This window comes from Nocardia sp. NPDC050412, assembly GCF_044458825.1.
Lineage (GTDB): Bacteria > Actinomycetota > Actinomycetes > Mycobacteriales > Mycobacteriaceae > Nocardia.
Map to the genome: position 1 here is coordinate 37,339 of NZ_JBITIJ010000024.1, position 26,746 is coordinate 64,084.

29 protein-coding genes are annotated in these 26,746 nt (G+C 66.1%); 18 read left to right on the plus strand and 11 right to left on the minus strand.

All coding sequences use genetic code 11. The features are described 5' to 3' along the window. The first annotated feature begins 4 nt into the window (after positions 1–4). The 3 genes from ACIBI6_RS38650 to ACIBI6_RS38660 are packed head-to-tail and all read left to right on the plus strand — an operon-like array spanning position 5 to position 3,701. Entirely contained in the window at positions 5–1,615 is a 1,611-nt protein-coding gene (locus tag ACIBI6_RS38650; RefSeq protein WP_396959982.1) for an amidohydrolase family protein, read from the plus strand. A gap of 5 nt (positions 1,616–1,620) precedes the next feature. Then, the gene (locus tag ACIBI6_RS38655) at positions 1,621–2,238 is read left to right on the plus strand and encodes a bifunctional 4-hydroxy-2-oxoglutarate aldolase/2-dehydro-3-deoxy-phosphogluconate aldolase (protein ID WP_364352246.1); all 618 of its coding nucleotides are present in this window, start codon (positions 1,621–1,623) and stop codon (positions 2,236–2,238) included. A gap of 11 nt (positions 2,239–2,249) precedes the next feature. Then, complete coding sequence (locus ACIBI6_RS38660) at positions 2,250–3,701, plus strand: gluconate:H+ symporter (RefSeq protein ID WP_364352243.1); 1,452 nt, start codon at positions 2,250–2,252, stop codon at positions 3,699–3,701. A gap of 298 nt (positions 3,702–3,999) precedes the next feature. Here ACIBI6_RS38660 and ACIBI6_RS38665 read toward each other — a convergent pair whose 3' ends face one another. Next, entirely contained in the window at positions 4,000–4,962 is a 963-nt protein-coding gene (locus ACIBI6_RS38665; protein ID WP_396959984.1) for a helix-turn-helix transcriptional regulator, read from the minus strand. A 63-nt stretch (positions 4,963–5,025) separates the two neighbouring features. Here ACIBI6_RS38665 and ACIBI6_RS38670 point away from each other — a divergent pair, with 63 nt between their 5' ends. After that, a complete protein-coding gene (locus ACIBI6_RS38670) occupies positions 5,026–6,183 on the plus strand; it encodes an epoxide hydrolase family protein (protein WP_396959986.1) in 1,158 nt (385 codons plus the stop codon). A gap of 34 nt (positions 6,184–6,217) precedes the next feature. Here ACIBI6_RS38670 and ACIBI6_RS38675 read toward each other — a convergent pair whose 3' ends face one another. Further along, a complete protein-coding gene (locus tag ACIBI6_RS38675; protein ID WP_396959988.1) occupies positions 6,218–7,198 on the minus strand; it encodes a helix-turn-helix transcriptional regulator in 981 nt (326 codons plus the stop codon). Between the two features lie 62 nt (positions 7,199–7,260). On the opposite strand from ACIBI6_RS38675, the gene ACIBI6_RS38680 reads away from it, so the two are divergent. Further along, positions 7,261–7,752, plus strand: a complete 492-nt coding sequence (locus tag ACIBI6_RS38680) for a pyridoxamine 5'-phosphate oxidase family protein (protein ID WP_364352231.1) — start codon at positions 7,261–7,263, stop codon at positions 7,750–7,752. 190 nt (positions 7,753–7,942) lie between these two features. On the opposite strand, the gene ACIBI6_RS38685 is transcribed toward ACIBI6_RS38680, so the two are convergent. Then, positions 7,943–8,845: a LysR family transcriptional regulator gene (locus tag ACIBI6_RS38685; RefSeq protein WP_364352228.1), complete on the minus strand. Its 903-nt coding sequence runs from the start codon at positions 8,843–8,845 to the stop codon at positions 7,943–7,945. Between the two features lie 110 nt (positions 8,846–8,955). Here ACIBI6_RS38685 and ACIBI6_RS38690 point away from each other — a divergent pair, with 110 nt between their 5' ends. After that, positions 8,956–9,720: an SDR family oxidoreductase gene (locus ACIBI6_RS38690; protein ID WP_396959991.1), complete on the plus strand. Its 765-nt coding sequence runs from the start codon at positions 8,956–8,958 to the stop codon at positions 9,718–9,720. A 24-nt stretch (positions 9,721–9,744) separates the two neighbouring features. Here ACIBI6_RS38690 and ACIBI6_RS38695 read toward each other — a convergent pair whose 3' ends face one another. The 7 genes from ACIBI6_RS38695 to ACIBI6_RS38725 form a co-directional block, all read right to left on the minus strand. Continuing rightward, entirely contained in the window at positions 9,745–9,894 is a 150-nt protein-coding gene (locus ACIBI6_RS38695) for a hypothetical protein (protein WP_396959993.1), read from the minus strand. A 22-nt stretch (positions 9,895–9,916) separates the two neighbouring features. After that, positions 9,917–10,333, minus strand: coding sequence for a hypothetical protein (locus ACIBI6_RS38700; RefSeq protein WP_396959995.1), 417 nt, complete (start codon positions 10,331–10,333; stop codon positions 9,917–9,919). A 40-nt stretch (positions 10,334–10,373) separates the two neighbouring features. Continuing rightward, the gene (locus tag ACIBI6_RS38705; RefSeq protein WP_396959997.1) at positions 10,374–11,594 is read right to left on the minus strand and encodes an RNA polymerase sigma factor; all 1,221 of its coding nucleotides are present in this window, start codon (positions 11,592–11,594) and stop codon (positions 10,374–10,376) included. A gap of 1 nt (position 11,595) precedes the next feature. Then, complete coding sequence (locus tag ACIBI6_RS38710; RefSeq protein WP_396959998.1) at positions 11,596–11,937, minus strand: YciI family protein; 342 nt, start codon at positions 11,935–11,937, stop codon at positions 11,596–11,598. A 9-nt stretch (positions 11,938–11,946) separates the two neighbouring features. Beyond that, positions 11,947–12,516: a dihydrofolate reductase family protein gene (locus ACIBI6_RS38715; protein ID WP_396960000.1), complete on the minus strand. Its 570-nt coding sequence runs from the start codon at positions 12,514–12,516 to the stop codon at positions 11,947–11,949. Between the two features lie 105 nt (positions 12,517–12,621). After that, positions 12,622–13,401 (minus strand): isocitrate lyase/phosphoenolpyruvate mutase family protein, encoded by a 780-nt coding sequence (locus ACIBI6_RS38720; protein WP_396960002.1) that lies wholly within the window; start codon positions 13,399–13,401, stop codon positions 12,622–12,624. Continuing rightward, the gene (locus ACIBI6_RS38725; protein WP_396960004.1) at positions 13,398–14,078 is read right to left on the minus strand and encodes a hypothetical protein; all 681 of its coding nucleotides are present in this window, start codon (positions 14,076–14,078) and stop codon (positions 13,398–13,400) included. The genes ACIBI6_RS38720 and ACIBI6_RS38725 overlap by 4 nt, the downstream gene beginning before the upstream one ends. On the opposite strand from ACIBI6_RS38725, the gene ACIBI6_RS38730 reads away from it, so the two are divergent. The 7 genes from ACIBI6_RS38730 to ACIBI6_RS38760 all read left to right on the plus strand — a co-directional run bounded on the left by ACIBI6_RS38730 (position 14,077) and on the right by ACIBI6_RS38760 (position 21,303). After that, entirely contained in the window at positions 14,077–14,847 is a 771-nt protein-coding gene (locus ACIBI6_RS38730; RefSeq protein ID WP_396960006.1) for an ArsR/SmtB family transcription factor, read from the plus strand. The genes ACIBI6_RS38725 and ACIBI6_RS38730 overlap by 2 nt on opposite strands. Positions 14,848–15,174: 327 nt before the next feature. Continuing rightward, on the plus strand, positions 15,175–16,233 hold the full coding sequence (gene argC / locus ACIBI6_RS38735; RefSeq protein WP_396960008.1) for an N-acetyl-gamma-glutamyl-phosphate reductase: 1,059 nt from the start codon (positions 15,175–15,177) through the stop codon (positions 16,231–16,233). Continuing rightward, positions 16,230–17,447 carry a bifunctional glutamate N-acetyltransferase/amino-acid acetyltransferase ArgJ gene (gene argJ, locus ACIBI6_RS38740; RefSeq protein ID WP_396960010.1) on the plus strand — a complete coding sequence of 406 codons (1,218 nt, stop codon included), beginning with the start codon at positions 16,230–16,232 and terminating at the stop codon, positions 17,445–17,447. Before argC ends, argJ begins: the two co-directional genes overlap by 4 nt. After that, a complete protein-coding gene (gene argB / locus ACIBI6_RS38745; RefSeq protein WP_396960012.1) occupies positions 17,444–18,460 on the plus strand; it encodes an acetylglutamate kinase in 1,017 nt (338 codons plus the stop codon). Before argJ ends, argB begins: the two co-directional genes overlap by 4 nt. Further along, entirely contained in the window at positions 18,457–19,671 is a 1,215-nt protein-coding gene (locus tag ACIBI6_RS38750; RefSeq protein WP_396960014.1) for an acetylornithine transaminase, read from the plus strand. The genes argB and ACIBI6_RS38750 overlap by 4 nt, the downstream gene beginning before the upstream one ends. Continuing rightward, positions 19,668–20,660: an ornithine carbamoyltransferase gene (argF, locus tag ACIBI6_RS38755; RefSeq protein ID WP_396960016.1), complete on the plus strand. Its 993-nt coding sequence runs from the start codon at positions 19,668–19,670 to the stop codon at positions 20,658–20,660. The genes ACIBI6_RS38750 and argF overlap by 4 nt, the downstream gene beginning before the upstream one ends. Positions 20,661–20,790: 130 nt before the next feature. After that, the gene (locus tag ACIBI6_RS38760; protein ID WP_040689265.1) at positions 20,791–21,303 is read left to right on the plus strand and encodes an arginine repressor; all 513 of its coding nucleotides are present in this window, start codon (positions 20,791–20,793) and stop codon (positions 21,301–21,303) included. 155 nt (positions 21,304–21,458) lie between these two features. Here the strand turns inward: ACIBI6_RS38760 and ACIBI6_RS38765 are convergent, their stop codons facing one another. Then, positions 21,459–21,608, minus strand: a complete 150-nt coding sequence (locus ACIBI6_RS38765; protein WP_364352182.1) for a hypothetical protein — start codon at positions 21,606–21,608, stop codon at positions 21,459–21,461. A 253-nt stretch (positions 21,609–21,861) separates the two neighbouring features. Between ACIBI6_RS38765 and ACIBI6_RS38770 the strand changes: the two genes are divergently transcribed. The 5 genes from ACIBI6_RS38770 (at position 21,862) to ACIBI6_RS38790 (ending at position 26,636) form a co-directional block, all read left to right on the plus strand. Continuing rightward, a complete protein-coding gene (locus ACIBI6_RS38770; protein WP_364352179.1) occupies positions 21,862–23,064 on the plus strand; it encodes an argininosuccinate synthase in 1,203 nt (400 codons plus the stop codon). Positions 23,065–23,174: 110 nt separating this feature from the next. Next, positions 23,175–24,062 carry an SAM-dependent methyltransferase gene (locus ACIBI6_RS38775; RefSeq protein ID WP_396960019.1) on the plus strand — a complete coding sequence of 296 codons (888 nt, stop codon included), beginning with the start codon at positions 23,175–23,177 and terminating at the stop codon, positions 24,060–24,062. A gap of 14 nt (positions 24,063–24,076) precedes the next feature. Further along, positions 24,077–25,489, plus strand: a complete 1,413-nt coding sequence (argH, locus tag ACIBI6_RS38780; protein WP_396960021.1) for an argininosuccinate lyase — start codon at positions 24,077–24,079, stop codon at positions 25,487–25,489. Positions 25,490–25,905: 416 nt separating this feature from the next. Then, positions 25,906–26,301, plus strand: a complete 396-nt coding sequence (locus ACIBI6_RS38785) for a DMT family transporter (protein WP_396960023.1) — start codon at positions 25,906–25,908, stop codon at positions 26,299–26,301. 47 nt (positions 26,302–26,348) lie between these two features. Continuing rightward, entirely contained in the window at positions 26,349–26,636 is a 288-nt protein-coding gene (locus tag ACIBI6_RS38790) for a DUF4253 domain-containing protein (protein ID WP_364352167.1), read from the plus strand. Positions 26,637–26,746: the final 110 nt, after the last annotated feature.

Here is a 26,746-nt window from a genome sequence, read left to right on the forward strand (position 1 = left end):
GGCCATGACGGACTTAGTGTTTCGCGATATCGACGTCATAGACGGCACGGGTGCGCCACGTTTCCGCGCGGATGTCGGCATCGACCGAGGACGGATCAGCACGATCGCGGACCCGCGAACGATCACCGAGGCGGCCAGGTTCATCGATGCACCGGGTTCGGTGCTCGCTCCCGGCTTCATCGATATGCACGCGCACTCCGATCTGCATCTGCTCACGCAGCCCGGGCATTTCCCGAAGATCAGCCAGGGCGTCACGACCGAGGTCATCGGACAGGACGGGCTTTCGTATGCCCCGATCGATACCGCCGCCCTGGCGGTGCTGCGGCGTCAGATCGCCGGATGGAATGGTAATCCCACCGATCTGGACTTCTCTTGGCGCACGGTCGCGGAGTACCTGGACCGGCTCGATCAGGGCATAACGCCGAACGCCGCCTATCTCGTACCGCAGGGCACACTGCGGCTGCTGGTTGTCGGTAGCGAACAGCGGTCTGCGACGGTGGCGGAGATCCGGCGAATGCGGGACTTGCTCGCACAGGGGCTGCGTGAGGGTGCGGTCGGTATGTCGAGCGGACTCACCTATACGCCCGGAATGTATGCGGACACAGGTGAATTGGCGGCGCTGTGCGAGATCGTCGCCGAATACGGCGGGTTCTATGCGCCGCATACGCGCTCCTACGGTAAGGGCGCGTTGGCGGCGTACGCCGAGATGATCGGCCTGGCTCGCAGCACCGGATGCGCACTGCATCTCACCCACGCGACCATGAACTTCGGCGTGAACCGCGGGCGCGCGCCGGAATTCCTGGCTTTGATCGATGCGGCCAGGGCCGAGGGGTGCGATATCACCCTGGATACGTATCCGTATCTGCCCGGCTCGACCACACTTTCGGCGCTGCTGCCGAGTTGGGCGATGTCCGGTGGTCCGGATGCGGCATTGGCTCACATCGACGATCCCGCGATGCGTGCGCGAATCGCGTTGGACGTGAATGTTAATGGTTCCGACGGCTGCCACGGCGTCACGGTCGAATGGGAGACCATTCAGATCAGCGGTGTAGCGAATTCGGAGTTGGCGGAGTGCGTCGGCAGGACCGTCGCGCAAATCGCGGCCGATACCAGTCGCGAACCGGTCGCGGTTTTCTTCGACCTGCTGCGCCGAGATCAATTGGCCACCACCATCCTGCAGCACGTCGGGCATGAGGAGAACGTGCGCGCGATCATGGTGCATCCGGCGCATATGGGTGGAAGTGACGCACTGCTCGTCGGCGCGCGGCCGCATCCGCGCGCCTGGGGCACCTTCCCGCGCTATCTGGGCCATTACGTCCGCGAACTCGGCGTGCTCGGGCTCGAGGAGTGCGTGCACCACCTCACCGGACGGCCCGCCGAGCGGCTGCGGCTGAGCGACCGCGGACACGTATTCACCGGGTATGCAGCCGATCTCGTGTTGTTCGACCCATCGACGATCGCCGATGCCGCGACCTTCGAGGACCCGAAGCAGCAGGCACGCGGTATTCAACATGTGCTGGTCAACGGCGAATTCGCCATCGAGAACGGCGCGCCCACCGGCAAGCTCGCCGGACGTGCGCTGCGCATGGATGCCACGCGGAAGGAGACATATTGACCACCATGAGCGCTCTGGAGGTCATACGCGCCGACCGCGTGCTGAGTGTGGTGCGTGCGCCGGAGATTCCGGACCCGCTGGCACTTGCGGATGCGTTGGCACGCTCGGGGATTCGTACGTTAGAGCTCACCTTCACGACACCGGGTGTGCTCGATTACTTACGTATCGCCGCAACGGCCCCTGATGCGGTTGTCGGTGTCGGAACCGTACTGCATGCCGATCAGGCCAAGGCCGCGATAGATAGCGGCGCACGGTTCCTCGTAACACCCGGTGTGCGTGCGGAGGTCGCGGCCGTCGCGGCCGAGCGCGATATTCCGGTCGTCATGGGCGCTTTCACACCGACCGAGGTACTCACCGCACTCGACCTCGGCGCCGCCGCGGTGAAGATCTTCCCCGCCAGGGCGCTCGGTCCAGGCTATTTGAAAGACCTGCGCGGCCCCTTCCCCGATGCGGCGCTCATTCCCTCCGGGGGCGTCAATGCGGGCAATGCCGCCGAATTCCTCGCCAACGGAGCCGTGGCCGTGACCGCGGGTACCGATGTCGTGGCCCCATCCGACGTCGCCGCGGGCCGATGGTCCGAAATCGCCTCGCGCGCGGCGTTATTCGTTCGATCCATGAATTGAGAGGTACCCACATGGGCACCACTGTCGACTGGCTACGCACTACAACACCCGGATTGTTGGTGCTGTGCGGTCTCGCGATTGCCGTACTGCTGCTCGCTATTATCAAGGTCAAGCTGGAGCCGTTCATCGCGCTGCTGCTCACCGGACTCGGGCTGGCGCTGGCCGCCGGACTACCGGTGTCGAAGATCGTCGGTACGGCGATCAAGCCCGGTGATTCGCTGCTGGAGACCGGTTTCGGCGGCATCCTCGGGCATATCGCGGTCATTATCGGCCTCGGCACGGTGCTCGGCGCGATTCTCGAACGTTCCGGTGGCGCGGACGTTTTGACCGGCAAGCTGTTGAGCATCTTCGGCGAGAAAGGCGCACCGGTCGCCATGGGTCTGCTCGGGCTCATCTTCGGCATCCCGGTCTTTTTCGATATCGGCATCTTCGTGCTCGCGCCGCTGATCTATGTGGCCGCCAAGCGCGGTGGTCGATCGCTGGTGCTGTATGCCATGCCGATGTTGGCCGGTCTGTCCATGACCCACGCCTTCCTGCCGCCGCATCCAGGGCCGGTCGCACTTGGTGGTCTGCTCGGGGTGAGCCTGGGCTGGCTGATAATCATGGGATTCATCTGCGGCATCCCGGGTTTCATTGCCGCAGGCATCGTGTGGGGCACCTACATCGGTAAGCGGGTGCAGGTCGAGGTGCCTGCCGAATTCCTGGTGCGGCCGGAAGCCGAGCCTGCGGCGAAAGGCGAAGGTCCGGGGACCGCAACGGATCCGGAGGCAGTACGCACCGAGACACGTCCGCCCGCAGTCGGTCTCATCGGCGGCATTATCGCGATTCCGCTGGTGCTCATTCTCGGCGCGACCTTCGGCAGCCAATGGCTGGACAAGGAGTCGCGACTGCTGCAGGTGCTCACCTTCCTCGGCACGCCCGCCGTCGCGCTACTGATCGCGGTGCTCGTCGCCTTCTATCTGCTCGGCGTGCGGCGCGGTTCCAGTGTGCAGGAACTCAGTACGCTCACCGCGGAATCGCTGAAGCCGGTCGGTATGCTGTTGCTGGTGGTCGGTGCGGGTGCGTTCTTCGGAAAGGTCATCTCCGCCACCGGCATCGGCACCGCGCTCGCCGACACCATGTCGGCCGCCGGACTGCCGGTGATCGTGCTCGCTTACATCATCAGCTGTGGTCTGCGCGTCGCCCAGGGCTCGGCTACCGTCGCTATCGTGACCACCGGCGGTATTGTCGCGCCGCTGGTCACCGGGCACGGATACTCGCAGATGGCCATCGCACTCATCGCCATGGCGATCGCGGCGGGTTCGATCATCCTCAGCCACGTGAACGACGGTGGCTTCTGGATCATTTCGAAGTACTTCAACCTGACGGTGAAGCAGACGCTGCAGACTTGGACGGTGCTCGAAACCGTGCTGTCGGTGGTGAGTTTCGCGGTTGCGGCGGTGCTGTTCGCGATTGTCGGCTGAGCTCGCATCAGCCCGGCATCGTGATCGAATCCCGTTGCCGGGCTGACCAATTCGTGGCAATGGCGGGCTGTCGCGTCCAGGGTCAGGGCGTAGCGGGCCGCCATTCGGCTGCGGTCTGTAATGGCCGCATGCGTGGTGAAAGCCGTCGAGTCGTCCACCGGTCGGGGCGTATGGGGTGCTGTCGCGCAAGGGGAGTCGGGTGCCGGTGGTCGCGGGGCGGGCGGCCATGCGACTCAATGCCGTTGTCGGTGCAGGTGAAAGCGCCTGTGGCGGTGTTCGATCGGCGTTGTCGAGCGAATCAGTCGAAGTTGCGGAGGGCGGTTGCGCAGCGGTCGGCTTGGGCCCGGATGGCAGTGACGAGTTCGGGTGGGCCGCTGAGCAGTGTGAAGTCGATATCCACCGAGGTGATCATCCAGACCAGTGCCTCCGGCGTATCCGCGCCGACGTGCAGATGACAGCTGTGGTCGTCGACGGCTTCGATGACGCCCATGCCGGGCCAGACATTCGCCGCGGCATCCTCGGCGGACTTGTGCAGCAGGGCAATTGCCTGATGCGGCCACGCCCGGGACGACAGTTGTAGCGAAAGGTGCGCCGCGACATCGCCTTCCGGGAGCTCACGCGGAGTGAAGCTTGGGCCGGTGGGTGTTCGGGGCGAGACGCGGTCGGCCCGGAAGGTGCGCCAGTCACCGCGATCGACATCCCAGGCGACGAGGTACCACCGCCTGCTGAAGTGCACCAGGCTGTGCGGCTCCACCGTACGACGGGTGGTGGCGCCGCTGTGCGCGCGATAGTCGAAGCGCAGGCGTTCGTGCCGTTGACAGGCCTCGGCGACGGCCATCAAGGTGTCCGGTTCGACCGTTGCGTCCGGTGTCCCGACCCGAACCGTCGCGCCATGCAGCGTGCGGACGCGGTGGCGCAGTCGCGGCGGCAGCACCTGCTCGAGTTTGCTGAGTGCGCGCAGCGATGCCTCCTCGATACCCGCGACGGTGCCATCGGAGGCGCTGCGCAGGCCGACCGCCACCGCGACGGCCTCCTCGTCATCGAGCAACAGTGGCGGCAGGGCAGCCCCGGCGCCCAGCCGATAGCCCGCGGTGCCCTGTGTGGCGTGCACCGGGTAGCCGAGTTCACGCAGCCGATCCACATCGCGGCGGACCGTGCGGCCGGTGACGCCGAGTCGTTCGGCGAGTTCGGCTCCGGCCCAGTCGCGGTGGGTCTGCAGCAGGGCGAGCAATTTGAGCAGGCGCGCCGAGGTCTCCAACACGAAATCCAGAATGTCAGATTCTTAGGAACGTGCCTGTCCTAAGGGGGTCATAGCGTCGTTTCCATGAGCACCGAACAGGACATCCGCCCCTTCCGCATCGAGATCCCGCAGGCCCGGATCGATGACCTGCACGCCCGGCTGGCGAATACCGCGTGGCCGGATGAAATCCCGGGCGGCGGTTGGGATAAGGGCGCATCCATCTCGTATATGAGGGACCTCGCAGAGTACTGGCGGTCCGAATATGATTGGCGCGCGGTCGAAGCGCGACTGAACGAGCTGCCGCAGTTCGTCACCGAGATCGACGGACAGCAGGTGCATTTCCTGCACGTCCGCTCGCCCGAACCCGATGCCGTGCCGTTGGTTTTGAACCACGGCTGGCCCGGCTCGTTCGTCGAATTCCTCGATGTGATCGGGCCTTTGAGCGACCCGCGCACGCACAGCGGGGATCCGGCCGATGCATTCCATCTGGTCATCCCGTCGTTGCCCGGATTCGCCTTCTCCGAGGTCGGGCCGAAGGTCGGGGACGGTTCGACAGAGCAGTTCGCGCAGGTGGTGGCAAAGTTGATGGCCCGGCTCGGCTACGACCGGTACGGGGCGCAGGGCGGTGACGCGGGTTTCTTCGTCTCGACCGAACTGGGGCGCATTGCCACCGACCATGTGCTCGGCATCCATGTGAACGGTCCGATCACACTGCCGTCCTGGAGCGATGACGGAACAGAGCCGGACTACAGCCCCGAGGATCGGGCGAAGTTGGACAAACTCACTGGGAGCGAGAGCTACACCCGGTACGGCTATGCGATGGTGCAGGCGGGCCGCCCGCAGACCCTGGCCATCGGCATGCACGATTCGCCCGCCGGGCTGCTGGCCTGGATCGTGGATCTCTTTCAGCGCTGGACCAATCCCGCGCTCGAATTGCCCGATGCAGCGGTGGATCGCGATGCGCTGCTGACCAATGTCAGCCTCTATTGGTTCACCAGGACCTTCGTCTCCTCGATCCGGCTGTACGGGGAGGGGGACTCGTGGGGGATGCCGCTGCGGAATTCCGGCGTGCCGACTGCGGCAGCGGTATTCGCCGGTGACAATTCCATTCGTGTGCTCGCGCAGCAGCAGCACAACATCGTGCGATGGACCGAATACGACCGGGGCGGTCACTTCGCGGCAATGGAGGCGCCGGATCTGCTGACCAGCGATGTGCGCGCATTCTTCCGCTCGCTGCGCTGAGGTTGCGCACACTCTTTGCGCTGGGTGGGTGGGCTCAGGGAACTCGCGGGCCTCGATAGCGCTCGGCCATCGCGAAGGCCGTGGCAGCGAGCCGGTCGCGGAATTCTGGCGGGTCGAGAACCTCACAGAATTGGCCGAGCGGCAGGATCGCACTCGCTAGAACCTCGTAGGACTCCGAGGGAATGGTTGCTTCAACCCAGCCCTCGGCGTCCGGTTCGGTTGCCGATGCCATCGCCTCGACGACCGCGGCGGGCTCGATCATCAACCGGAGCAGCGGCAGCTGGGCGGCCGCGATCCGGCAGCGAGCCCGCACTCGAAGCATCGATCGGGCGAAATCATCGGCGGATTCCGACCAATGCGCAGCGAGGTTGAAATCATTTGGCCGCGTGAAGGATTCGCCCGACGGCACAACCGAGGTGATCCGGCTGACCCGATAGGAGCGGATTGCCGATCCGTCGCGTGCGACGAGATACCAAGTTCCGGCCTTCAACACGAGGCCGAGCGGATCGAGGCGGCGTTCGACGGCGCGATCCTTACGCCGATAATGGATATCGAGTCGCCTGTCGTGCCACAACGCATCGGCAACCGCTGCCAGCGTTGGTGTTTCGTCGGGGCGGCGGAACCAGCCCGGCGCATCCACGTGCACACGTTCCGCGATTCGTGTTGCCCGGCCGCGCAATTCGGGTGGCAATGCGGCCAGCACCTTGAGCTGCGCGGTCGCCAATACCGTGCCTAGTCCGAGATCGGCGGCGGCCGCAGGTTGTCCTGCGAGCAGTACCGCATCGGCTTCCTCGGTGGTGAGACCGGTCAACCGGGTGCGGTACCCGTCGACCAGCCGCACGCCACCGGTCCGACCCGGTTCGCTGTAGATCGGCACGCCCGCCGCCGACAGCGCCTCGATATCGCGATACACCGTGCGCACCGACACCTCCAGCTCGCGCGCCAGCTCCGGCCCCGTGGTCCGGCCGCGGGTCTGCAGCAGCAACAACAGCTGCACCAGTCGACTCGCTCGCATGATTCGAGATTAGCCATAAAACCTGACAGAAGATGTCATGTTTGGCTCGTACCGTCGACCGCATGACCACATGGAGCCAGTTCACCGAAGAAGCCCCACGCATCGCGACCGTGTTCACTCGTCGCCACCAGGCCACCGGCAATCTCTGCATGCTCGGTACCCTGCGCTCCGACGGTTTCCCGCGCATCAGCCCCGTCGAACCGCGGATTTTCGAGGACATGCTGGTGATCGCGGGCATGCCGAACACCACCAAGTTCAAGGATCTCGCCCGCGACCCCCGCTTCTGCCTGCACACCGCGACCGTCGACACACAGGTCGGCGACGGTGACGCAAAGCTCTTCGGCACGGTTATCGACCTCCCGGACAAAGACGTGCACGCCCGCTTCGCACAACAGTTGTTCGACGAATCCGGATTCGACATCCGCGACCAAGAGTTCGACCACTTCTACACCGCAGATCTGACCAGCGCCTCCACCGTCGAGGTCATCGACGATCACCTGGACATCACCATCTGGAAGCCGGGACAGGGGGAGCGGGTGGTGCGCAAGCACTGAGCGGTAGGTGGCTTGTCGGCGGTGATCAGGGCCGACCAGTTCGGGGAAAATCACCGCCGGGGCGATCTCGGTGGGTGCTGCGGGTCCGCGTGGCATTAATAACCGGCGCGTGGTGCAGCCACGCGGACTGCGCTGGCTACGTCTCTGCGCTGCGAGCGATGGCGAGGATGCCGAACTCGGTGCTCTCCCGTCAGCGAGGGGTGAGCTGGGCTGCGATCGACGCGGGAACTGGAATGCCGCGACGATGCAGGTCAGCTGTGAAGCGTTGTACCAGTGGATCATTCGGCGTGCAGGTCAAGGCCACGACGTTCCGGGTCAGACGTGGTTTCATACTGGCTACCGCGCCGCTGAACGACGCGGTCAACGCGGTGGTCGGGACCAGTGCGACGCCGAGTCCGGCGGCCGCCAGCTGGGCTGCGGTGGTGGCCTGACGGGTTCGGGTCGCCGCGGTGAGGGTGACGCTGTGGTCGGCGGCGATCTGGTCGAGCCAGACGCCGAGGCCGTTGTCCGGGTGATAATGCACGATCGGTTGGGCCGCGATATCGGCGAAAGTCAGTGCCGAACTTGTCTGTTCGGTGGTCGGCAAGACCGCGACGATCTCCTCCGTGCCGATGACATCCAACTGTCCGTCCCAATGCGCAGGCTGGGGACCGATCGCGATATCCACCTGCCCCGACGCGGCCAGTTCAGCCAGCGCGTCGGCGCTCGACAGTTCCGTCAATGCGAGGTGGATGCCTGGGCTTCGCCGATGCCAGGCACGCAGGACCGGCGCGAGCAGTCCGGCCGTCATGCTCTCCGCGCAACCGATGCGAAGTTGTCCCTCGGTGCCCTCAGCGATGGCGCGGCCGGTGCTGACGACCCGCTCCGCGGCGGTGAGCGCGGCCCGCGCGTCCGCGACGATCGCCCGGCCTGCCGCGGTCGGGCGTACGCCGCGCGGCAGCCGCTGCACCACCGGCGTGCCGATTTCGCGTTCCAGGGCCGCGATCTGATGCGACAAGGCGGGCTGCGACATGTGCAGGCGCGCGGCGGCTTCGGTCACGGAGCCGTAATCCAGCACGGCGACAAGGCATTCCAGGGCGCGCAGTGTTGCCATTCGGAGATTCTATCGAAAACTGAGAAAAGATTCATGGCGCGATGGGATTGTGGCGGTGCCGGACCACGTTCGATCTCGGTGAAAGGCAACAAACACCGAGGAGGCAAAACATGTCGGATGCGATGAATGGGAAGAAGCTGCTCGTCATCGGAGGACGTTCCGGAATCGGGCGGCAGATCGCCGCGGACGCGCTTGATGCGGGTGCGCATGTCGTGCTCGCCGGACGGGATCGCGAGGCCGTCGATCGTGCGGTTGCCCGGATTGTGGACGACTATGCGACCAACGGCGCTCACGATCCGTCCGGGCCGAGTGCGTCTGTGGTCGGCGCGACGGTCGACCTGACCGATGAGGATTCGATCCGCGTGCTCGCCGAGCAGATCGGCAACCTGGACTACCTGGTCTCGGTGGCGGCCGCACACGCCAACGGTCCTGTGACGCAGCTGGATCGAAGCGCCGTCGATCAGGCATTCGACGCGAAGGTTATCGGCCCTCTCCTGCTCGCCAAACACTTCGCCCCCAGAATTCACGGCGGGGGCGCGATCCTCCTGTTCTCCGGCGTCGCGGCTTGGCGGCCCGCGCCGGGACGGGCGGTCATGGCCACCACCAACGGCGCGGTGAGCTTTCTCGCCGAAGCACTAGCAGTCGAACTCGCCCCGATCCGGGTGAACGCGTTGTCCCCAGGCATCGTCGATTCCGGCGCCTGGGACGCAATGGGCGCGGACAAGCAGCAGTTCCTCACCAACATCGCGACCGCCAGCCCCGCCCGCCGAATCGGCCACCCCTTCGACATCTCCGCAGCCGCACTCCTGGCCCTCACCAACCCCTTCCTGACCGGCACCACCCTCCACGTCGACGGCGGAGGTCGCCTCGCATGAACATCCCCAGTCGTATTCGCCCGTTCACACCTCGACTGCGCCGAGCAGTCGGTATTCGTGACCCTGGCGGTGGATCAATCTGCGCAGTTCAGCAGTGATCACCGCCGAATCGATCGGTGCGGGGTCGGCGGGTTGCGGGTCATGGGCGGCTACTCGCCGCAGTGGTAGCGACACGCGAAGCGAACTTCGGCGCAGATCATCTCCCGGCGAGGAACTCGTCTTCGGCTGGATAGTCGAAGAACTGGCGGAAGTATGGATCGTCGTCGGTGGGGAGTATTCGCGAGATATCGCCTGATCTGGCGGCGGAAGTCAGCCAATCGAGTTGTGCGGCAACCGTTGTCGCATAGTCGCCTACTGGTTGATAGCCGAGCGCGATGGCTGCGGAGGTGTCGAGGACCACTGGGGTGGTGGAGTCCCAGGGGGTGCCGCCCAATGGGTGATCGTCCAGCAGCACCTCGGTCCAGTCGTGGGCGAGGTAGCGGGCGACTGTGCGGGAAATGTCGAGCGCACTGGGGGTGTCCGGATCTGCGATATTGAGGATGCGTGTGCCGGGCTGGCGGGCGACAGCGCGTCCGATCACACCGGACCCGCCCACGATCAGTGCATGAGGCACCCTGCGAGGCTAGAGCACCTGCCGGATGTGAACTCGGCTATCAGTCGGCTGAGGCAAGCTCATCCCTGTGCCGCCGCAGGAAGCTCTGTTCAGCGGTGTTGTCTGTGTGGGCGATGGCCGCGTTGTAGGCCTGAATAGCCTGTGCGGTGTGGCCGAGTCGGCGGAGGAGGTCGGCGCGGATCGCGTGGTACAGGTGGTGATTGGGTAGGTCGATTTCGCAGAGCAGCGTGAGCGCCGCCTCAGGGCCCTCGACTTCACCGACCGCCACCGCGCGGTTCAGTGCCACCACCGGGCTCGGTGCTATGGCGGCCAATTGGTCATAGAGCTGCAGGATCTGTTGCCAGTCGGTGGATTCCGGCTCGGGAGCATCGGCATGCACGGCGTTGATTGCGGCTTGGATCTGGTAGGGGCCGGGTTGGTTGCGGCGCAAGCATTCTCGAACGAGGGCATGGCCCTCAGCGATAAGAGCGCGGTCCCAACGGTGACGGTCTTGCTCCGGCAGCGGCACGAGTGATCCGTCCGGTGCGGTGCGGGCGGCTCGGCGCGATTCGGTGAGCAGCATCAGTGCGACCAGCCCGTGTACTTCCGGCTCGTCGGGCATAAGCTCGATGAGTAAGCGCCCCAAACGGATTGCCTCGGCGCATAGGTCGGTGCGTATCAGCCGATCACCGGAGGTGGCGGTGTGGCCCTCGGTGAAGATCAGGTAGATGACGGCCAGGACTGCGCGCAGTCGGGCGGGCAGGTCGGCGTCGCGGGGGACTCGGTAAGGGATGCGGGCGTCGCGGATCTTGCCTTTGGCGCGGACCAGCCGTTGCGCCATGGTCGATTCGGAAGTCAGGAAGGCGTGCGCGATTTCGGGCGTGGTGAGACCGCCGAGAAGCCGCAATGTCAGTGCCACTTGGGTATTCAGCGATAGTGCTGGATGGCAGCAGGTGAAGATCAGGCGGAGGCGGTCGTCCTGGACGGCACCCATATCGTCGGATTCGTTGTCGGCGTGCAGGAGTGCAGCCTCGGCATGGCGGTCGTCGCGAGATGCCTCGCGCCGCAAGCGATCGATGGCTCGATTGCGTGCAGTGGTGATGATCCAACCCGGCGGGCTCGGCGGGAGTCCGTCGGTCGGCCAGCGTTGTACCGCCGCGGTGAACGCATCCTGCACCGCGTCTTCGGCGATGGTGATATCGCCGAAGACGCGGATCAGGCTGGCGACCGCGCGGCCGTAATGTTCGCTGAATACGGCCGCGATCGCGGCGTCGGTGACCATCTCAGTGATCGGCCACCGGCCGGACCTCGATCGGCAGCGTGAGCACGGCGGCCATCCGCTTGCCCCAGTCGAGCGCCTCGTCCAGATCGGCCGCCTGAATGACGGTGAATCCGCCGATGTGCTCCTTACTTTCGACATACGGCCCGTCGGTGACGAGCACATCGTTGCCCTGGGCGCGCAGCACGGTGGCGGTGCTCGGCGCATGTAGGCCCGCGGCGAAAACCCAAGCGCCCGCGGCACGGATCTCGTCGTTCAGCGCGTACAGGTCGCGCATGATCTCGTCGAGATCGTCCGGCGGCGGCGTGTCATCGGGCTGATAGATGCTGAGCAGATACTGCTTCACGAGTCCTCCTCATCCCCGCTGGTAGGTGGCGATCACCACGCCGGTGGGGGTGGTGACGCTATCGATGAGTCGCAATTCGCCGAGGTCCGCGCCCTCGAACAATCGCCGCCCGCCGCCGACCACGATCGGATGGGTCATCAATAGATACTCGTCGACGAGCTCATTGCGCATCAACGTTTGCAGCAGATTGCCGCTGCCGAGCACCACGAGATCCTGTCGCAGCTCGCGCACCGCGGCGACAACGTCGCCGCCGAGCAGTGTCGAGTTTTCCCAAGGCAACGGTTCGGTCAACGTCCGGGAGGCGACGAACTTCTCGGTCTTGTTCAACACGTCGGTGTACGGATTGTCGGTTTGCTGCGGCCAGAAACCGTAGAAGTCCTCGTAGGTCCGCCGTCCGAGCAGCAGCGCACCGTGATGGGTCGCCATATGCTCGCCCATCACCTCGGCTTGCACGGGATCGTCGTGGCGATGCGCCCAGCCGCCGTGGCGGAAACCGTCCCTGACGTCCTCGTCGGCCCGGCCGGGGGCCTGCATGACGCCGTCCAGGGTGACGTGCTCGACAGCGATGATCTTGCTCATGAGGAAGTCCTTCCTGTTGCTGGCCGGTCCGCTACCGGCTTCACCTCCTACACGAGCGGCTACCCGCTGAATCGACATCGCGGACAGAAATCTTTCGGCGGTTTCTTACGACCCCGTGATCGCCTGGATTTCGCGGTAGCTGGGAATGCCGGAGCGAATGGCCCCGCCGTCGCGCACCGCCCGCGCTACATCCACGATCCCGGCCAGCGCCGCGCGATACAGCAGCGATCCCGTGCTGATGCGCCGCACACCCAAGGCCGCGAGTTCCGCGATCGACGGCCCGGCGACCGAGTACAACATGTTGACCGGCAGCGGCACCGCCGCGACGATCCGGCCGATCTGATCCGGATCGGTCACGCCGGGCACGAAAACCCCATCGGCACCGGCCTTCACATATTCCTCGGCGCGAGCCAGAGTCGAACCCTGTTGCAGCCGCAGCCAATACGTATCGACCCGGGCATTGACGAACAACTCGGGCGCGCGCAACTTGATCGCGGCGATCAACTCCGCCTGGTGCCCGGGCTCGGCCAGAGCCGTATCTGCCCGCCCATCCTCGAGATTCACTCCGGCGATGCCCAAACCGGCCAGCTGCGCGACATATTCGGCAACCGTTCCCGGGTCTTCGCTGAACCCACCCTCGATATCGACGGTGACCGGCACCGGTAGCCGCGCGAGTCTCGTTGCCAGCGCAAGTGTTTCATCGCGCGTGACACCGGCGCCATCGGTGAGACCAGCCGCCACCGCGACACCCAGACTGGTGGTCCCGATCGCCGCAAACCCCTCCGCGGCCAGCACGGCGGCCGACCCGAAGTCCCAGGCATTGGGCAGCACCAGCGGCCCGGCCCCGTGGTGCAGATCGTGAAAAGCCTTCGTCTTGTTCGTCATGACCCCTCGATGATTCCGGTGGCGATGGCGATGGCATGGTCGCGACCGGGGCAGACATGCGGCCCTGCGCCGAATCCCAGACCTGCGCCGGTGAGGTCGAGTTCGACCAGTTCATCGTCGAGGACGCGGCGGGTGCGGCGCACCGGTGGATCCTCGACCAACGTTCGCGCGATGATCTCATCGGCGGCACCCGCACCTGCGAGCCGACGTGCGTTGTCCACCAGCGCACCTGTCGCCTGACAAGCCTGGATCAGCAGACCGATCCGCGCGGCCGTCCGCTCATCGGCCACTCCGCCGCAGGCGCCGACCAATTCCGTGACGGCCCGATCCGCCTCCGGGCTGTCGGGTTCGTGGGGCTGGTAGTGCGCGGCGGCCACGGCGACGGACGATAGCGAGATATCCTGGAGCCCAAGCGCTTCCGCTAGCACGCGAACATGCGGCAGCTTCCCATCGGTCATCCTGGCCCGTGCGCGCAGCACCTCGGGAGCCAGCCGCGCCAATTCCGCCACGACCAGGCCTCGCCGCCGATCATGTTCGGCCCCGTCACAGAATCGGGCGACGGTGGCGCGCAGCCACGCGATCCCGGCCGGTGGCACGTCGCGAGAAACCGCGGGCATCGGGGCATCGGCCAATACCGCCCGCACCCGATCGGGATCGGTGATCACAGGACTGTTCATGTCGCGACGCTATCCCGCCGACGTTTCGGTGGTCGCCGAATCAACCCGGCGCGATCATAGGGTGGTGCAAACCCGAGGAGCCGAGCTGGCCGGACTGGCCACCCTGCTGGCCGACCGCACCCGCGCCGATATGTGCCTGGCACTGCTCGACGGTCGCGCTTGGACGGCGGGCGAGCTGGCCCGCCATGCCGGAGTGGCGCCATCCACCGCGACCGAACATCTGAACCGGCTGTTCGATGGTGGTCTACTCATCGAACGCCGGCAGGGCAGGCACCGCTACGTGCAGCTGGCGAGCTCGCAGGTCGCCGAGTTATTGGAGACCATGGTCGCCCACCTGGAACCGGCACGGCCCGAGTCCACGACGCTTCGCGCGTCCACCGCGGCTGCGGCCCTGGCCCGCGGCCGAACCTGCTACGACCATCTCGCGGGCCGACTCGGCGTCGCGATCACCGATGCCATGACCGAGCGCGAACTACTCGATGACGACAGCGGCTTCGCCCTCACCGACGCGGGTCTGGCGTGGCTGACGGGCCCGATGGGCATCGAGGCGAACACGCTGCGGACTCGCCGCCCGATTGCCCGCCCCTGCCTCGACTGGACCGAACGCCGCACCCACCTCGGCGGTGCTGCCGGAGCACAGTTGTGCCGCCGGTTGCAGGTACTGGATTGGGTGCGGCGCGTCGGCTCCGGCCGCGCTGTCCGCCTCACTCCGAAGGGCGAAAGGGGCCTGCGGGAGGCGCTCGGCATCGATCCTGCCACGGTTGCCTGAACACCTCGTCCGCACTGAGCGACCGTCCACGGCCCCGGTAGCGCGTCCAACTCGGGTTCTACGCCGCTGCTGGACTGTTGATCATCGTGGTCGCTACTCAGGTCGCGGTGAGCACCGGTCTGATGGACAGGCGGGTCCACCACGATCCTGGGACTCCCGTCTGTCCCCGTCGGGGCGGGTGCTAAATCTCATCAACCCGATTGAGATGGGTTCTTTCCGGGTATGACCGCTCAGGCGTATAACGGAACGGCCTGGTGACAAGGGTCCGGCTGGGCTATGCAGACCCCCGTTCATGAATGAGCTTGCATAATCGTGCATAATCATCACATGGTTGATTCGTCGAGTAACCCAGTGTTGCGGGTTGCTGTCGCCGGTGCCAGTGGATACGCCGGCGGCGAGGTGCTGCGTCTCTTGCTCGGTCATCCGGCCTACCGCGACGGGCGCCTCGTCATCGGGGCGCTGACCGCGGGATCGAATGCGGGTAGCACGCTGGGGGAGCTCCAGCCGCACCTGCTGCCCCTAGCCGACCGCGTGCTCGCGCCGACCACGCTCGACGAGCTGGCCGGCCATGACATCGTCTTCCTCGGCCTGCCGCACGGCCAATCGGCGGCCATCGCGGAGCAGCTGCCGGAGTCGACGGTGATCATCGACTGCGGCGCCGACTTCCGGCTGACCGACGCGGTCGCCTGGGAGAAGTACTACGGCACCACGCACGCGGGCAGCTGGCCCTATGGCCTACCGGAACTGCCGGGCGGGCGCGAGCGACTGCGCGGCGCGCACCGGATCGCCGTTCCCGGTTGCTATCCCACGGTCGCCAGCCTCGCGCTGGCACCCGCGATCGCGGCCGGAATCGTCGAACCGAAGGTGAATGTTGTTGCGGTGAGCGGTACTTCGGGCGCGGGCCGCAAACTCGATATCGGTCTGCTCGGCTCCGAGGTGATGGGTTCGGTGCGGGCCTATGGCATCGCGGGCGCGCACCGGCACACCCCGGAAATCGCGCAGAACCTGCGGGCCGCCGGTGGTAGCGAGGTCGCCGTGTCGTTCACCCCGGTGCTGGCGCCGATGCCGCGTGGCATCCTCGCGACCTGCACGGCCCCGACCCGAGCCGACGCTGAACAGGCTCGCGCGGTCTATGAAAAGGCTTACGCCGACGAACCATTCGTGCAGCTGCTGCCAGAAGGCACACTGCCGCAGACGGGTTCGGTACTCGGCTCCAATGCCGTCACCCTCCAGGTCGCGGTGGATGCCGATGCCGGACTGCTGGTGGTGATCGGCGCGATCGACAACCTGACCAAGGGCACCGCGGGCGCCGCGGTTCAATCCATGAATCTGGCGGTCGGATTCGACGAGACCGCAGGACTTTCCACCGTAGGAGTGGCACCGTGACGACGATCGGAACTCCGGCAGGCAAGCTGGTCCGGAGCCAGGGCGTGACCGCACCGCTCGGCTTCCGGGCTGCTGGCATCGCCGCTGGCATCAAGGCCAGCGGAAAACCCGATCTGGCACTGGTATTCAACGAGGGCCCGGAATACGCGGCCGCGGGCGTGTTCACCCGCAACCAGGTGAAGGCCGCACCGGTGCTGTGGTCGCAGCAGGTGCTCACCACTGGCCGCTTGCGTGCGGTGATCCTGAATTCCGGTGGAGCCAATGCCTGTACCGGTCCAGGCGGATTCCAGGATACCCACCAGACCGCCGAGGAATTGGCCAAGGCGCTGAGCAATTGGGGCACCGAAACCGGCGCGGGCGAAATCGCGGTCTGCTCAACGGGTTTGATCGGCGATCGGCTGCCGATGGACAAGGTGATCCCGGCCGTCACCGAGATCGTGCACGAAATGGGCGGCGGACTGTCCGGCGGACTCGATGCGGCGCACGCGATCATGACAACCGACACCGTGCCCAAGGAAGCGGCGTTCCACCACCGCGACAAGTGGAATGTCGGCGGCATGGCCAAGGGCGCGGGCATGCTCGCCCCCTCGCTGGCGACCATGCTGGTGGTACTCACCACCGATGCCGCCGCGAGTGCCGAACAGCTGGATCGCGCACTGCGCAACGCGACGCGGCTCACCTTCGACCGGCTCGATGTCGACGGCTCCTGCTCCACCAATGACACCGTGTTGCTGCTCGCCAACGGGGCGAGCGAGGCCACGCCGTCACAGGAGGACCTCGACGCTGCGGTGCTCGCGGTCTGCGACGATCTGGCCGCCCAGCTGATGGCCGACGCGGAGGGTGTGACCAAGCGGGTGCAGATCACCGTCGCCGGTGCGGTCTCCGAGGATGAGGCGCTGATCGCGGCGCGCGCCGTCGCCCGCGACAGTCTGGTCAAGACCGCGCTCTTCGGTTCCGACCCGAACTGGGGCCGGGTGCTCGCCGCCGTCGGCATCGCGCCGATCACCCTGGATCCGAACCGGATCTCGGTGTCGTTCAACGGAAATCCGGTCTGCGTCGACAGCGTCGGAGCGCCGGGTGCGCGCGAGGTAGATCTGTCCGGCGCCGATATCGAGGTGCGGATCGAACTGAATGTCGGTGACGGCACCGCCACCGTGCGGACCACCGATCTGTCGCACGGCTATGTCGAAGAGAATTCGGCCTACAGCTCATGATCGAGCGCGGCGAGCGAACCCTCAACACAGCTGGCATCGCTGGGCACGGCGAAGGTGAGCGCCAGCGAGCCGGAGCCATTACCAGCGATGCGGTGCAGGGACTTTCGGCGTTGGACAAGGCGCACGTCCTCGCCGACGCATTGCCGTGGCTGCAGAAGTTCCGCGACAAAATCGTAGTCGTCAAATATGGCGGCAATGCGATGATCGATGCGGGCCTGAAACATGCCTTCGCCGCCGATATGGCGTTCCTGCGCACCGTCGGTGTGCAACCGGTGGTGGTGCACGGCGGCGGACCGCAGATCAGCGCAATGCTGAAAAAGCTTGGGCTGCAAGGCGAATTTCGCGGTGGCTTCCGCGTCACCACACCCGAGGTAATGGACGTGGTGCGGATGGTGCTGTTCGGTCAGGTGGGTCGGGAACTGGTCGGGCTGATCAATGCGCACGGCCCGTACGCGGTCGGCATCTCCGGTGAAGACGCGCGCCTGTTCACCGCGACTCGACGCACCGTCGATGTCGACGGCGAGGCGACAGATATCGGGCTGGTCGGCGATGTCACCGAGGTGAATGCCGACGCGGTGCTCGACCTCATCGGCGCGGGGCGCATTCCGGTGGTCTCCACCATCGCCCCGGATGCCGACGGCGTGGTGCACAACATCAATGCCGATACCGCTGCGGCCGCGCTCGCCGAGGGTATCGGCGCGGAAAAGCTGGTGATCCTGACCGACGTCGAGGGCCTGTACACCAACTGGCCGGACCGTTCGTCGCTCACCTCGCACATCGACGCCGCCGAACTGGCCGAGTTGCTCCCGCGACTTGATGCGGGCATGGTGCCCAAGATGGAAGCCTGCCTGCGCGCCGTGCAGGGCGGGGTGCCGACCGCACATGTCATCGACGGTCGGGTCCCGCATTCGGTGCTGTTGGAACTGTTCACCGGAGAAGGAATCGGAACGATGGTGACGCCCGCCCCGCTGCCGACGAGCGCGGCGGACACACTGAACGGAACGAAAATATGAGTGACACAGCAGAGCTGCAACAGCGGTGGTCCGCCGCGTTGATGAAGAACTACGCCACCCCCAAGGTCGCGCTGGTGCGCGGTGCGGGTGCGGTGGTCTACGACGCGGACGGCAAACGCTACGTCGACTTTCTCGGCGGTATCGCGGTCAACAGCCTCGGCCACGCACATCCGGCGATTCTGGAAGCCGTCACCCAGCAGCTCGGTACATTGGGCCACACCTCGAATATCTACGCCAACGAACCGGTCATCGAACTGGCCGAACGGCTGCTCGCGCACTTCGGTGACGGTGAATTCGGGGACGGCCACGGCCGCGCGTTCTTCTGCAACTCCGGCACCGAGGCCGTTGAGGCGGCGTTCAAAATGGCGCGGCTGACCGGTCGGCCCAAGATCATCGCGACCGATGAGGCCTTCCACGGCCGGACCATGGGTGCGCTCGCGCTCACCGGACAGCCCTCCAAGCGGACGCCGTTCGAGCCGATGCCCGCCGGTGTCGTCCATGTGCCCTACGGCGATGTGGCGGCGCTCGAGGCGGTTGTCGACGAGGACACCGCGGCGGTATTCCTCGAACCGATGATGGGGGAGAGCGGCGTTGTCGTGCCGCCGATCGACTATCTGGTGAAGGCGCGGGAGATCACCGCGCGTCACGGTGCGCTGCTGGTCCTCGACGAGGTGCAGACCGGTATCGGCCGGTGCGGAAAGTTCTACGCGCATCAGGCATTCGGCATTGTGCCGGATGTGATCACACTGGCCAAGGGGCTCGGCGGTGGGCTGCCGATCGGTGCGGTGCTGGCCACCGGACCGGCCGCCGATCTGCTGACGCCGGGTCTGCACGGCACCACGTTCGGCGGCAACGCGGTCTGTGCCGCAGCGGCTTTGGCGGTTCTGCGGACCATCGATGAGACCGATCTGCTCGCTCATGTCGAATCCGTCGGCAAGCGGCTCAGTGATGGCATCGAACTGCTCGAGCACCCGCTGATCGATCACGTGCGGGGCGCGGGTCTGCTGCTCGGTATCGTGCTGACCGACGATATCTCGGCCGAGGTCGAGAACCGGGCGCGCGAGGCGGGCTATCTGGTGAATGCGCCCAAGCCCAATATCATTCGGCTCGCGCCGCCGCTGGTGCTCACCGAGACCCAGGCCGACAATTTCGTCGGCGATCTGCCCGAGATTCTCGACGGTGCGATCGCGGACGCCAAGGGGGACAAATGAGTACAGCAGCGCGGAGCGATTCCCTGAGTGGCGGCGGCCGGGATACGGGTGGACCGATTCGGCACTTTCTGCGCGACGATGATGTCACGCCTGCCGAGCAGGCCGAAATCCTCGCGCTGGCAGCGGAATTGAAGAAGGACCCGTTCGCGCACCGGCCGCTGGAGGGGCCGCGCGGAGTCGGGGTGATCTTCGAGAAGAACTCCACCCGCACGCGGTTCTCGTTCGAGATGGGTATTGCGCAGCTCGGGGGGCATGCGGTGGTGGTCGACGGTCGCGACACCCAGCTCGGGCGCGAGGAGACGCTCGGCGATACCGGCAGGGTGCTCTCACGCTATGTCGATGCGATCGTGTGGCGCACCTTCGAACAGCTGCGTTTGGACGAAATGGCGGTTACCGCAACGGTTCCGGTCGTCAATGCCTTGTCCAATGAGTTCCACCCTTGTCAGGTGCTCGCCGATCTCCAGACCCTCGTCGAGCGCAAGGGCAGTCTGGTCGGACGCAACCTCACCTACTTCGGCGACGGCGCGAACAATATGGCGCACTCGCTGCTGCTCGGTGGTGTGACTGCGGGCATGAACGTAACCATCGCCGCGCCAACGGGTTTCGAACCATTGCCATGGATCCTGGAAGCCGCGCGCAAGCGGGCGGCCGAGACCGGCGCGACCATCACCCTCACCGGCGACCCGGTTGCCGCCGCGGCGGGTGCCGATGCTCTGGTGACCGATACCTGGACTTCCATGGGTCAGGAGAACGACGGTCTCGATCGCGTCGGCCCATTCCGTCCGTTCCAGCTCAACGACGATCTGCTTGCCAAGGCGCAGCCGGATGCCGTTGTGCTGCACTGCCTTCCGGCGCATCGCGGCGAGGAGATCACCGACGAGGTGCTCGACGGACCGCATAGCGCGGTGTGGGACGAGGCGGAAAATCGGCTGCATGCACAGAAGGCACTGCTGGTGTGGTTGTTGGCCAAGCGAGGTGAGGCGCGGTGAGTGCTTGCGAGCGATCCGGTGCCGCGGCAGCGACAGACTCGAGGGCTCGGGGTGACCACGCGGGGCCCCGCGGCCGATCCAACACGGCCTTCTTCGGGCCCGGTGCGAGACGTTTCGGTGAGGCATGGTCATGACCGTCCAGCCCGACGCGGGTAAGTCCGCTCCCGCTATCGCTCGAACCCGCGCCGGCCGCCAGTCCCGCATTATCGAACTGCTGACGGCCCACGCGGTCCGCAGCCAGACCGAACTCGCCGCGCTGCTCGCCGCCGAAGGCATCGAAACCACTCAGGCCACTCTCTCCCGCGACCTCGATGAACTCGGCGCCGTCAAACTGCGCGCCGCCGACGGCGGTGCGGGTGTCTACGTGGTGCCCGAAGATGGCAGCCCGGTGCGCGGTGTCACGGGTGGAACCGACCGCCTCTCCAAACTCCTCGGCGACCTCCTCGTCTCCACCGATGCCAGCGGCAATATCGCCGTACTGCGCACCCCACCCGGCGCCGCCCACTACTTGGCCAGCGCACTGGACCGCGCTGCCCTCCCCTTCATCGTGGGCACCATCGCTGGCGACGACACCATCGCGGTAATAGCCCGCGAACCCCTCACGGGCGCCGAACTAGCCGCCAAAATCGAGGAACTGGCCTGAGGCGCGAACTCTCGTCGCGCAGAGTCGCCGGTCGCTCGACGTGACCGACACTGCGATTGGTGACGCACATCAGTGGCTACCCCGCATAGGGCACAACATGGTCGAGGCGAGCGCTGGATGGCGATGCTATTGCACGGCGCGAGTCTTCTTGTGCCTCAGCCGAACGGGTATTGGCCGCCGCTGTGGGGGGTGTCCGGAGTGCCGACGCTGATGATGTCTTGGACGAGGTCGAGTAGGGCGCGGCCGAGGTCGAGGACGTCGTTGCCGAGGGTGCTGAATTCTCCTGCTATGAGGTGCAGCAGCATGGGTCCGTCCTTTGCCCGCTCCGATAGTTAACGGATAAAGCGTGACATAGGTGCAAGGGGGTGCCAAGGTGCTACCGGGAAGGTTGAACTCGGACCCGGTTGTGAATGGGCTTGCATCATCGTGCATAATCATTTGCAAGACGGTGAGGGCCGCCTGACGTGCGATTTGGGCGCGTCGGTGGGCGCCGCGCCCAGCCGCCCGCGGATGCGGGCACGACCTGCAGACAAGCACGAAACCGAGGAGCACAAAGACATGTCCGAGCGCGTCGTACTCGCCTACTCCGGTGGGCTCGATACCTCCGTTGCGATCAGCTGGATCGGCAAGGAGACCGGCGCCGAGGTCGTGGCGGTCGCCATCGATCTGGGCCAGGGCGGCGAGGACATGAATGTGGTGCGCCAGCGTGCGCTGGACTGCGGTGCCGTCGAGGCGATCGTGGTCGATGCGCGCGACGAATTCGCCAACGAGTACTGCCTGCCGACCATCCAGGCCAACGCCATGTACATGGGCCAGTACCCGCTGGTCTCGGCGATCAGCCGCCCGCTCATCGTCAAGCACCTGGTCGAGGCCGCCAAGTTCCATGGCGCGAGCACCGTCGCGCACGGCTGCACCGGTAAGGGCAACGATCAGGTCCGCTTCGAGGTCGGCATCGGCGCGCTGGCTCCCGACCTGAATGTGATCGCCCCGGTCCGCGACTACGCCTGGACTCGGGAGAAGGCCATCGCCTTCGCCGAGGAGAACCAGCTCCCGATCAATGTCACCAAGAAGTCGCCGTTCTCGATCGACCAGAACGTGTGGGGTCGCGCGGTGGAGACCGGCTTCCTCGAGGACCTCTGGAATGCGCCGACCAAGGACGTCTACGACTACACCTCGGACCCGACGGTGAACTTCGAGGCGCCCGACGAACTCATCGTCACCTTCGACAAGGGTGTACCGGTCGCCATCGACGGTCGCCAGGTCAGCGTGCTCGAGGCCATCGTCGAGCTGAACCACCGGGCGGGCCGCCAGGGCGTCGGTCGCCTCGATATGGTCGAGGACCGGCTCGTCGGCATCAAGAGCCGCGAGATCTACGAGGCCCCCGGCGCGATCGCGCTGATCACCGCGCACCAGGCCCTGGAAAACGTCACCATCGAGCGCGAACTGGGCCGCTACAAGCGGCAGGTCGAGCAGCGCTGGGGCGAGCTGGCCTACGACGGCCTCTGGTTCTCCCCCCTCAAGCGTGCACTGGATGCCTTCGTCGCCGAAACCCAGCAGCACGTCACCGGCGATATCCGGATGGTGCTGCACGGCGGTTCCGTCGTGGTCAACGGCCGCCGCTCCGAGCAGTCGCTCTACGACTTCAACCTGGCCACCTACGACGAGGGCGACAGCTTCGACCAGTCGCTCGCCAAGGGATTCGTGCAGATCCACGGCCTGTCCTCCAAGGTCGCGGCCCGTCGCGACCTCAACCAGAAGTAGGCGTCGCCTTCGCTCGGCCGAGCGCGCGAGATTCAGCGACGGACTGCGTCCGACTGCGCCTATTAGGCTCGATCGGGTCGGTGCCATCGCGCCGACCCGAAAGGAGCGCCATGCGGACCGACGACGACAGCTGGGATATCGAGTCGAGCGTGGGCGCCACCGCCCTCGGCGTCGCCGCCATGCGCGCGGCCGAATCCCGTCGCCCGGACGCGCTGTTCCACGACTCCTATGCCGAACTGCTGGTGACGGCCGTCGGCTCGGAGTCGTGGACGCGCATCGCCCGCGGTGAGGTCGAGGGCCTCGAGGAGGCCGCGACGCGGGCGATGGGCCCGATCATCGGCTCGTTGATCGCGCGCACCTGCTATTTGGATACTTACTGCCAGGATGCGGCTACTGACGGCATCAGTCAGTTCGTCATCCTGGCAGCGGGCTTGGATGCTAGAGCGTACCGACTCGAATGGCCCAGCGGGACAACGGTATTCGAATTGGATCTGCCAAAGGTATTGGAGTTCAAGGCGGTAGCGCTCGCGGACGTAGAGCCTGTGGCAGAGCGCCGTGAGGTTGCGGTGGATCTGCGTCAGGATTGGCCAACGGCGATGCGGGAGCACGGATTCGACCCTGCCGTGCCGACGGCATGGCTGGTCGAGGGACTGTTGCGCTACCTCCCGGCGGATGCGCAGGACCGGCTGTTCGACAGCATCGTGGCGCTGAGTGCGCCGGGCAGTCGCATCGGGATCTACCGCTCGGGAATGTCGGCACCCGACCCGAATGCCGTGCGAGAGGTGGAATCCGCTGGCATCGACGTCCGGGTCGACGTCGGCACCCTGTGGTATTCCGACGAGGGCCGCAGCGATCCGATCGACTGGTTCACCAGCCATGGCTGGACGGCGACCCGCGCCGATCCGGTCGAGGTACTGCGCAACCGCGGCCGCGAAGTGCCGCAAGACGCCGCCGCGAAAATGACCACCGACATTTTGTTCACCGCCCGACGACCCTGAGGAGACAGCACACGATGACGCAGAGCGGCAGCACCAACGAAGGGGCGCTCTGGGGCGGACGTTTCGCGTCCGGACCGGCCGCGGCGATGGCCGCGCTGAGCAAGTCGACCCATTTCGACTGGGCGCTGGCTCCCTACGACATTCGCGCGTCGAAGGCACACGCGCGCGTGCTGCACAAGGCGGGACTGCTGTCGGAGAGCGACCTCGCCGCCATGCTGGCCGGACTGGATAACCTTGCGGCGGACGTGGATTCGGGTGCGTTTGCCCCCGCCGAGGCCGACGAGGACGTGCACGGTGCGCTGGAGCGCGGGCTGATCGATCGGGTCGGCGCCGAACTCGGCGGCCGACTGCGGGCCGGGCGCTCGCGTAATGACCAGGTGGCCACGCTCTTTCGGATGTGGCTGCGTGATGCGGCGCGCCGGGTCGCCGCCGGGCTTCTCGAGGTGGTCGACGCGCTGGTCGCCCAGGCGGCCGCGCATCCGGATGCGGTGATGCCAGGCAAGACGCATCTGCAGGCCGCGCAGCCGGTGCTGCTCGCGCATCATCTGCTCGCACACGCGCATCCGCTGCTGCGCGACATCGATCGGCTGCGCGACTTCGATAAGCGGGCGGCGGTGTCGCCCTACGGTTCGGGCGCCCTGGCCGGTTCCTCGCTCGGACTCGATCCGGAAGCCATCGCGACCGAACTGGATTTCGATGCGGCGGCGGCGAATTCGATCGACGCCACCTCCGCACGTGATTTCGCGGCCGAGGCGGCGTTCGTGCTCGCCATGATCGGCGTCGATCTGAGCAGGATGGCCGAAGAGGTGATCATCTGGAGCACACCGGAATTCGGTTACATCACCCTCGCCGACGCCTGGTCCACGGGCTCGTCGATCATGCCGCAGAAGAAGAATCCGGACGTCTCCGAACTCACTCGTGGCAAGGCCGGTCGCCTCATCGGCAATCTGACCGGACTACTGGCCACTCTGAAAGCCCAACCGCTCGCCTACAACCGGGATCTGCAGGAGGACAAGGAGCCCCTGTTCGATTCGGTCGCCCAGCTCGAGCTGCTGCTCCCGGCCATCGCGGGCCTGGTCTCGACGCTCACCTTCCACACCGACCGCATGGCCGAACTCGCCCCCGCCGGTTTCACCCTTGCCACCGATATCGCCGAATGGCTTGTCCGGCAGGGTGTTCCGTTCCGTGTCGCGCACGAGGCCGCAGGCGCCTGTGTGCGCGCCGCCGAGGCGCGCGGCGTCGGCCTGGACGAACTGACCGACGAAGAATTCGCCGCCATCGATCCCGCCCTGACCCCCCACGTCCGCGAAGTCCTCACCGTGCAGGGCTCGATCGCCTCCCGCAACGCCCGCGGCGGAACCGCAGGCGTCCAGGTAGCGGCCCAACTCACCGAGATCCGCAACACCGTCGCCACCCTGCGCTCCTAACGCGCGCCTCGCGCAGGCCCTCAGCCTCAACGATCAAGATCAGGTGGAACTGAGGGCGGCATCGCCCGCGAGGCCCCACCATCAGTGCCACCTGATCTTGATCCAGGCCCTGTTGCTGGGGGGCGCACCAGGGATTACATGCGCCCAGCGTCGCGGGGAGTGCCGGAATTGCGTACGGGTCGGGGGAGTCGCGCGCGATGGGCAGGGCCTCCTGTGCGAGAACGTCAGCGGCCCAAGAGGTCTGCCACCTGCGCCAGCGGGCGACCAGGTGCGGAATCGTGTGCGGATGGCGCAATTGGCCGAGGCGGTAGGTCGGCAGTTCCCGTCTGACCAGGCTCCCTTCGGTCGGCGAGTGCCGCGAACCGAAGAACACGTTCACGGCCATTCCCCGCGCCGCCGAACAACCGGCGGCCTGCGTGTCAGTCTGCGGGGGTGATCTTTCGATCCGCCGGTGCAAACCCTTAATATCGCTGGTTTACGCTGCGCCGATGACCCTGCTGTTGCTGGCGCTGGCCATCGCCTCCGAAATCACCGCGACCGTATCGCTCAAAATCTCCGACGGTTTCACCAAATTGGTGCCCGCGATCATCGTTGTCCTCGGCTATAGCGCGGCCTTCTTCTTCCTGTCCCAGGCTTTGAAGCGCGGCATGCCGATCGGTGTCGCCTATGGCATCTGGTCGGCGGTCGGCGTCGCGGCCATCGCCGTCATCGGTGTCCTTTTCCTCGACGAAAGACTTTCGCTGATCCAGGTCGGCGGCATCGCATTGGTGATTCTCGGTGTCTTGGCTCTGGAACTCGGTGGCGCACATTGACATCCACGCGGCGAGATTGCCGGTGGGTGGCTGTTGAATGACGGCTCATGAAGAGAGATTTCGAGGCGCTCAACTACGCCCTCGACGGCGCCGACCACGCGTTGATGCTGCGCCGGTGGGCGGCCTCGGAGCGCAGCTGCGAACTCGTCGCATTGGATTCCGACACACTGTGGCTCGCCGTCGCACACGAGCCGGAGCTGACCGAAGACGCCGCGCTCGCGCAGGCCTTGGAGGGGTATCTGTACTGCCCGGACGCTGCCGAACAGGATCGCGATTCACTCGATGAACTCGCCGAATCCATGCTTCGGCAGCTGTGGCGCTTCTGGTGGGACTGATCGGTCTCGTTGCGCCCTGCGCATTTTGCCGAATTCGTCCCATGGGAGGCCGCGGCGAACGTAGCATCGGCCGATGGATCGGACGCTTGCTCAGCTGAGTAGACGCGGGT

Bases quoted from the DNA above. Each gene is read 5' to 3' on its own strand.
- ACIBI6_RS38650 (WP_396959982.1), top strand. From the start codon at position 5: ATGACGGACTTAGTGTTTCGCGATATCGACGTCATAGACGGCACGGGT.
- ACIBI6_RS38655 (WP_364352246.1), top strand. From the start codon at position 1,621: ATGAGCGCTCTGGAGGTCATACGCGCCGACCGCGTGCTGAGTGTGGTG.
- ACIBI6_RS38660 (WP_364352243.1), top strand. From the start codon at position 2,250: ATGGGCACCACTGTCGACTGGCTACGCACTACAACACCCGGATTGTTG.
- ACIBI6_RS38670 (WP_396959986.1), top strand. From the start codon at position 5,026: ATGAGCACCGAACAGGACATCCGCCCCTTCCGCATCGAGATCCCGCAG.
- ACIBI6_RS38675 (WP_396959988.1), bottom strand. From the start codon at position 7,198: ATGCGAGCGAGTCGACTGGTGCAGCTGTTGTTGCTGCTGCAGACCCGC.
- ACIBI6_RS38680 (WP_364352231.1), top strand. From the start codon at position 7,261: ATGACCACATGGAGCCAGTTCACCGAAGAAGCCCCACGCATCGCGACC.
- ACIBI6_RS38685 (WP_364352228.1), bottom strand. From the start codon at position 8,845: ATGGCAACACTGCGCGCCCTGGAATGCCTTGTCGCCGTGCTGGATTAC.
- ACIBI6_RS38690 (WP_396959991.1), top strand. From the start codon at position 8,956: ATGTCGGATGCGATGAATGGGAAGAAGCTGCTCGTCATCGGAGGACGT.
- ACIBI6_RS38705 (WP_396959997.1), bottom strand. From the start codon at position 11,594: ATGGTCACCGACGCCGCGATCGCGGCCGTATTCAGCGAACATTACGGC.
- ACIBI6_RS38715 (WP_396960000.1), bottom strand. From the start codon at position 12,516: ATGAGCAAGATCATCGCTGTCGAGCACGTCACCCTGGACGGCGTCATG.
- ACIBI6_RS38720 (WP_396960002.1), bottom strand. From the start codon at position 13,401: ATGACGAACAAGACGAAGGCTTTTCACGATCTGCACCACGGGGCCGGG.
- ACIBI6_RS38730 (WP_396960006.1), top strand. From the start codon at position 14,077: ATGTCGCGACGCTATCCCGCCGACGTTTCGGTGGTCGCCGAATCAACC.
- ACIBI6_RS38725 (WP_396960004.1), bottom strand. From the start codon at position 14,078: ATGAACAGTCCTGTGATCACCGATCCCGATCGGGTGCGGGCGGTATTG.
- argC (WP_396960008.1), top strand. From the start codon at position 15,175: ATGGTTGATTCGTCGAGTAACCCAGTGTTGCGGGTTGCTGTCGCCGGT.
- argB (WP_396960012.1), top strand. From the start codon at position 17,444: ATGATCGAGCGCGGCGAGCGAACCCTCAACACAGCTGGCATCGCTGGG.
- ACIBI6_RS38750 (WP_396960014.1), top strand. From the start codon at position 18,457: ATGAGTGACACAGCAGAGCTGCAACAGCGGTGGTCCGCCGCGTTGATG.
- argF (WP_396960016.1), top strand. From the start codon at position 19,668: ATGAGTACAGCAGCGCGGAGCGATTCCCTGAGTGGCGGCGGCCGGGAT.
- ACIBI6_RS38760 (WP_040689265.1), top strand. From the start codon at position 20,791: ATGACCGTCCAGCCCGACGCGGGTAAGTCCGCTCCCGCTATCGCTCGA.
- ACIBI6_RS38765 (WP_364352182.1), bottom strand. From the start codon at position 21,608: ATGCTGCTGCACCTCATAGCAGGAGAATTCAGCACCCTCGGCAACGAC.
- ACIBI6_RS38770 (WP_364352179.1), top strand. From the start codon at position 21,862: ATGTCCGAGCGCGTCGTACTCGCCTACTCCGGTGGGCTCGATACCTCC.
- ACIBI6_RS38775 (WP_396960019.1), top strand. From the start codon at position 23,175: ATGCGGACCGACGACGACAGCTGGGATATCGAGTCGAGCGTGGGCGCC.
- argH (WP_396960021.1), top strand. From the start codon at position 24,077: ATGACGCAGAGCGGCAGCACCAACGAAGGGGCGCTCTGGGGCGGACGT.
- ACIBI6_RS38790 (WP_364352167.1), top strand. From the start codon at position 26,349: ATGAAGAGAGATTTCGAGGCGCTCAACTACGCCCTCGACGGCGCCGAC.